This is a genomic window from Leptolyngbya sp. CCNP1308 (assembly GCF_034932455.1).
GTDB lineage: Bacteria > Cyanobacteriota > Cyanobacteriia > Phormidesmidales > Phormidesmidaceae > Nodosilinea.
Genome location: NZ_JAYGIH010000124.1, coordinates 1 through 6,103 on the forward strand (window position 1 = coordinate 1; position 6,103 = coordinate 6,103).

Sequence of the window (6,103 nt, forward strand, 5' to 3'; positions counted from 1 at the left end):
GATAGTACCGTTGCATTTGAGCTTCAATTGGGGCAGGGTAGGGGGTGATCATCTATCCGCTCCTCTCGCTACCTCTCTAGCTTAGGAGCCCAACCCGCAGTATTACACCTTATTCAATCCACGATCCCTAGGGGTTGGTGCGGGCATACACACCCCTAGAACCCCATTTCTCCTGTCGCCAAATCGAGGGTGAGCCATCCTCCGGCGGTGGGGATAGACAGTTGAGTGCCATTGCGATTCAGCTCGGGGGTGCCAGCTAGCCAAAACCCTTGGGTAGCTTGATCCACCACCTCCGCCCGCGACTGGCCAGTAACTTCGACAATCTCGTCAAAGCCTTGCTGAGCCTTGACCTCGCCGTCTATCCCCATGAGCACAATGGCACGGGGGCTAGCCACATTTATCCAGTCGTCTAGGAGCACCACGGTACCGGCGTTATTTACTAAGGCCAGGCGGGGGCCGTAGCTGTGGGGCAGGGGTTGTGACCAGACCTGCTGGCAGCGATCGCCCAGGGTCTCAAACAGGCTAGCGGTAGTGTGTCGTCTACCGGCGGCATCTGGCTCCAGCGTCAGAATCAGGTGGTAGTTGCCTGCGGGCGACGTTTCATAGCGCAGTATCGGTGGGTAAGGAATAGCATCCTGGCCAAGCACGGGCAGCGATTGCGATAGAAGGACGAAACTAGTCGGAGCGCTCAAGCTAACCCAAGCCAGGCCGGAAGACGGCTGAGTGACGGTAGCCAGTGCAGTCTCACTGAAGGCGATTCCGGGACGGATTGCTTCGCGAATCGCCCCGTTCGTCGTAGCCATTGCCCCCTGAGCTACCAGCAGCCAGCCAATCAGCATCACTATCATTGCTTCCGAGGCTGCCATCGCAGATAGCCTGCCAGCAGCCCTGCCGTCAGCAGCGTCATTGCCGGGCCGTTGGGGATGGGTTGGGGAGTTTGGGGCGTCGCGGCAAAAGCGGCCTGGGGCAAGAGGGCCAGTTCGGTTACCGGCGTTACTTTGGGCGGAGCTACCCACGGTAAAGCATCAGGCGCTGCATCAGCTAAGGCCGGCAGCGTTGTAGGTAGATCCCCAGGGGCTCGGTCACCAGTGAGGTTGGGCGTGGTGCGGGTAAAGCCGCTGTCGCGGACTTCATCAATTTGGCGGTTGGTGAGCTGGTCTAAGCGCGCCCCGTCAGGGGTAATGTCGTCGAGGGAGCTAGGCGAATTGCGAAAGCCGCCGTCCGTCATCAGGTTGTTTGCCCCACCGGCTCCAAATCCCGAGTGAGTCAGGCCCAGGTTGTGGCCAATTTCGTGGGCCACCGTGTCGAGACGGCCAAGGCCGTTGTTAAAGTCGAGAATGCTGTCGTCAATCAAAACGCCGTTTTGGTCAATCCACGCCAGACCAATGGTTTCAAACCCTTCAAAGGGGAAGATACTCTCCACAAACCACATATTGATGGGGCCAGAGGTGCGAGTCGAGAGCGGGCTGCGCCCAAAGGCTCCGGCCCCACCGGCAAAGGCAAGTTCTGAAAACTCGTTCTGATTGTCAATGGTGAGAAAGCGGCTGGCGTTGAGCCGGTTAGGGGCCAAAAAGCTGACATCGAGGTTGGCCTGGGCCCAGATCTTGCGGGTGGCCTCTTCAAAAGTAGCTAGGTCGGCGCAAAAAATACCAAAGTCGTCGCACACCTGAATCGGCTGAATGCTAACGAACCGAGTGGGGCCACTGCTGCCCTGTCCCTCGCCTGTGCAAGACACCAGAGCCGCCGAGAGGCCGCAGACAAGCAAAAACTGGGGCTTAAAAGGCACGTTGACCATCGGGGGCAAAGACGATAGATCCAGGGCGGAGGAAAGCTTTCAGAACACCATACCCTGAGCAACCGTAGGATCAGGGAGATCATCCAAAAACTTTCTGTAAAATTCCCTTTTTTTGACGCTGACCCAGTACTAAATGTTGCAGCATTTGCCCTTGCCACAGGGGCAAATTATTGCTAGCTCGCTGCAACTGGGCCACTTGGGCCAGGTCGGAGGCGGCCTCTGCCCCACCCCCAGTCAGCCAGCGAGCTATGGGGTGATCCCATCCTTGAAGAAATTCGTCGAGCATGACCCGGTGGCTATCGTCAATGGGAAAGGGGGTTTCGCTGGTGTCGGCGTGGGTGGTTTCGTGCAGCGCTTTGCGGGGTTTGCTGGCGGCGGCTAGGGCTTTGGCGGTCAGCGATCGCCAGGTTTCGCTCAGCAGCGGCGGCAGCGCTGCCAGACTCGCCGCCTGGGCTAAATCGCTAGCTAAGGAAGCTAGGTCGCGATCGCCGGTCTGATCGCCATAGCTGGCAAAGTCGGCTAGCAGAGGCTGCAACAGCTCGCGCTCAAGCACCGTGGCGAGCCCGCCTACGGCCGTGGCATCGGCTGTGGGGCCGCTGGCGGTGGACAGGTGGGCTACTGCCGTAGCCAAGTCTCTCTGACTGTCGGGGCTGAGGCAAAACCAGACGCGATCGCTCAAACTCTGGCGCACCTGCTGCTTAGCGTCGTCGAGCTTCAGGGGCAAAGCTGCGGCCTTCGTAGCGGCTGGCGGTTCTGCCACGGGCGATGGGGATGGCTGAACGGGCGATACGGGCTGAACCTTCGCCGACCGAGGCGACGCGTCTGTTGAGGCCTTAGAGACCCGAGAAGGCTGAACTGACGTGGAATGGGTCTGAGTTGCCACAAAAATCGCCTTTTCTGACTGAACGGGATCGTCCTGTCGTGGTGCAGGCTGGGGCTGACTTACCTGTATTTGGGCCTTTAGTAGAGCCGCATTCTCAGCTTTTAATGTGGCTAGTTGAGACTCTTTTTGAACCATCAGAACGTTCTGTTCGGCTAGTAAAGCATCCCGTTCTGCCAGCAAAACCTCCTTCTCGCTTAGCTCGGCCTCGGCTGCCGCCAGCCGCTGTGCCATCTGATGAAGTTCTACCGTCGCTGCCCCGGCTCGCACCAGGTTGCCGTAGTGGGGTTCGCTGAGGTCAACCGGCTTGGCCGATTCGCCCGGCAGGTAGAGCCAGCCCTGCTGGTCGCCCCGATTGACGACTAACCGCTGGCCCTCGGGATTGCTGATGGTGAGGGTGGTGGTGTCTGAGGCCGTTTTAGTCGTAGCGGAGTAGCGGCGGTTACTGTAGGTAAAATCGGCGGCATCCGTAGTCGATGGAGCGATTCGCGAAGCGTTCGGGAACCGACTCGGAACGAGTATCCGTTCCGGAATCGCATCTGGGGTAGCGGGCGGTGCGGCGGGCTGAGGGATAGCCGCCTCTACTTCCTGCTCTGCAATTAGCGTATCTGCTGTGTCTATAGGGATCTCGGAAACGCGCGCCGTTGGCAGCCCTCCTTCCTCCTCACTCTTCGCCAGAGGACTTGTCAGCGGAACAGGCCTAGATAGCTTAGGCAGAGTCAGCTCTAGGCGGGTCGGTAGCGGCACGCCTGATGGATCCTTGGCCATAGTGCTCGTGGGTTCTGCCCCCGCCGCCGATCGCACCCCCACTAGCTCTAGCTCCACCGTAGTGGTGCCCTGCCATTCGTTTTGCTTCAGCTTATAGGCCACATCGAGGCAATTGGGCAGGGGGTAATATTCGCCCCAGCGCCAGGCGATCGCCTTGATCGTCTCGCCCCCCTCTTCCGCCAGCACCAGCTTGAGGTGATCGCGGTTGCGGCCCACAGTCTGCTGCTCTAGCACCCGCACGTTGGGCGTCCAAAACACCGGATCAGGGTTCTCAATGCCACAGGGGTGCAGGTGGTCGATCTGGTCGAAAAGCCCCTGGTGAATATCGCTCAGCCTTGCCTGGCTGTCGATTTTAACTAGGGGCTTAAGCAAATCCACAGAAAGGGTTTCACAGGCGTAGTGGGAGAGACGCGAGGTCACCTGGCGCAGGCGATTGGCCAAAAACGAAAAGCCCCCCGCTGCCCGGTGGCCGCCAAACTTCTCCATCAGGTCGTGGCAGGTTTGCAGAGCGGCAAACACGTCAAATTCTGGAATGCCCCGCGCCGACCCGCGAATCACCCGGTGGTCGTCATCTTCGTAGGTGCCGATGAACACCGGCACGCCATATCGTTCCACCAGCCGCGAAGCCACAATGCCAATCACGCCGTGGTGCCAGCCGGGTTGTACAACGACAAGAACGCGATCGCGCTCAATATCCACCGTGCCCAGCGTCCGCTGCTGCTCACACCAGGCGATCGCCTCCTGCTCAATACTCTGGCAGAGATCCTGGCGAGTGCCGTTGATCTGCTCACACTGCATCGCCCGCTCCAGCGCCACCCCCACGTCATCTGTCGTCAGCAGATCGATCACAATCTGCGGTTCGCTGATCCGGCCCACGGCGTTGATGCGCGGCCCCAGGCGAAAGCCAATGTGCTCGGGCTTCAGCGGCTTGCTCTGGTCGGCCAGCCCGGCTACCTGAATCAATGCCTGAATGCCAAAGAGGCGCGATCGCGGCAGCAGTCCCAGCCCTCGCCGTACCCAGCGGCGGTTTACCCCCGTCAGCGGAGCCAGATCGGCGATGGTGCCTAGGGTAAACAGCTCCAGCAACGGCCCAGTCAAATCTTGGGTGCGACCCAGCGCCTGGGCCAGACACACGGCCAGAATGTAGGCCACCCCCACCCCCGCCACCCCCCGGTAGGGAGAGGTCTCGGACAGCAGCTTGGGGTTCAAAATCGCGTTGGCCGGCGGAACCTCAGGCGGAATGTCGTGGTGGTCGGTGACAATCACCGACAGACCCAACTCCCTCGCCCGGGCGATCGGGGCCACCGCCGCAATACCGTTATCCACCGTGAGAATGATGCTGACACCCTCCGCATAGCAATCTTCCACAATGCGGGTGTTGATGCCGTAGCCCTCGGCCATGCGGCTAGGAATGGTATAGCTCACCTGCCCGCCCAGCGCCCGCAAGGCCCGCAGCAGCAGAGCCGTACTGGTCATACCGTCAGCGTCGTAGTCACCGCAGATGGCGATCGCCTGCTGCGTTGCGATCGCCTCTACCAATAGCTCTAAACTTGCCGCCAGATCTGGAAACTCCGTCAAAGGCGACGGCAACTGCTGCCGCTCAGGGTCAAGAAAATCGGTCGCCTGTGCCGGGGTAGTAATGCCCCGGTTAATCAACACCTGAGTCAGCAACGGCGACAGCCCCGTAACCTGGGCCAAAGATGTTGCTAACGGCGCATTTGGCGTAGCCACCTGCCACCGCTGGCGGGGCAGGCCAGCCGTTACGGCTATAGAAGGAGTGGAGGGGGCCGTAGCAGACTCAGTCACAGTACAGGAGCACTAGATCATGTGAACTTATCATAGCGGGAGTTCCTCGCTATGGTTAAACCAGGGTCAGCCACAGCAGGCATTCATAACCCAGCTAGTTTAAGGCACTATGACAGGTATAGAAGACGAAAGCCAACCGCATCCGCCCCCCGGTTGAGCCATGGCCTGACAACAATCATCCTTAACATATTCCTCTCAGCAGGTGCTGAGCCCTCCCCAGCCGCTGGTCACCGCCCCAATCTTGGGATTGCGCTCGGTTTACTAGACATCCAATAAGCAGCGATTGCCACCATGATGAGCGACGCGCCTTGTTCCCTATCTGGAGCCCATACCGAGCGCATCAGTAAACTAACAATAGATATAGAACAACCTGCGCCCCGCCCATCAGATAAAAACACATCGACAACATCAGCCAGTGAATTGTCGATTCCAACAGACGTAGAACTTCAAAATTGCCGCTACTGTCCAATCGCGGATTGCTCTGAGCTTGCTTCAAGGCTACCGACCTACGGGTATAGGTGTTTCCGTCACACTGTTGGTGCCTTGTCAGCTGTGTGTCTTTTAGCCCCCAGATTTCTAGATACAGTATCCGGGAAGAGAATTTTGGGACGAATTTTTGAGAGAACCAGGCCTACCATCCCCCATCAGGCTCTAGAACCCTCTGCTGCCGGGGTTTTTGCCCTGCCGAAAAAATTTCCATCGAAGGGTATTGACACCTCCCTTTATCCGCCTTATATTAGTAAAGCGCCTGAGGGAAGCGCACCGCACTGGTGCCACTGACCGAGGGTTAGCAGCGAACCTCGACAACTACATAGTCTAGAAACAAAGCCAAGGTTCCTGTCAAGGATTAAATT

The 6,103-nt window shown here is 58.8% G+C and carries 3 protein-coding genes; all 3 read right to left on the reverse strand.

Annotation, left to right across the window (positions count from 1 at the left end; translation table 11 throughout):
- Window positions 1-155: 155 nt before the first annotated feature.
- On the reverse strand, window positions 156-839 hold the full coding sequence (locus VB780_RS31150; RefSeq protein WP_323355083.1) for a hypothetical protein: 684 nt from the start codon (window positions 837-839) through the stop codon (window positions 156-158).
- Between the two features lie 5 nt (window positions 840-844).
- Window positions 845-1,795: a zinc-dependent metalloprotease family protein gene (locus VB780_RS31155; protein WP_323355084.1), complete on the reverse strand. Its 951-nt coding sequence runs from the start codon at window positions 1,793-1,795 to the stop codon at window positions 845-847.
- A 79-nt stretch (window positions 1,796-1,874) separates the two neighbouring features.
- The gene (gene recJ, locus VB780_RS31160) at window positions 1,875-5,249 is read right to left on the reverse strand and encodes a single-stranded-DNA-specific exonuclease RecJ (RefSeq protein WP_323355085.1); all 3,375 of its coding nucleotides are present in this window, start codon (window positions 5,247-5,249) and stop codon (window positions 1,875-1,877) included.
- Between the last annotated feature and the right edge of the window lie 854 nt (window positions 5,250-6,103).

Bases quoted from the DNA above. Each gene is read 5' to 3' on its own strand.
- VB780_RS31155 (WP_323355084.1), bottom strand. From the start codon at position 1,795: ATGGTCAACGTGCCTTTTAAGCCCCAGTTTTTGCTTGTCTGCGGCCTC.
- VB780_RS31150 (WP_323355083.1), bottom strand. From the start codon at position 839: ATGCTGATTGGCTGGCTGCTGGTAGCTCAGGGGGCAATGGCTACGACG.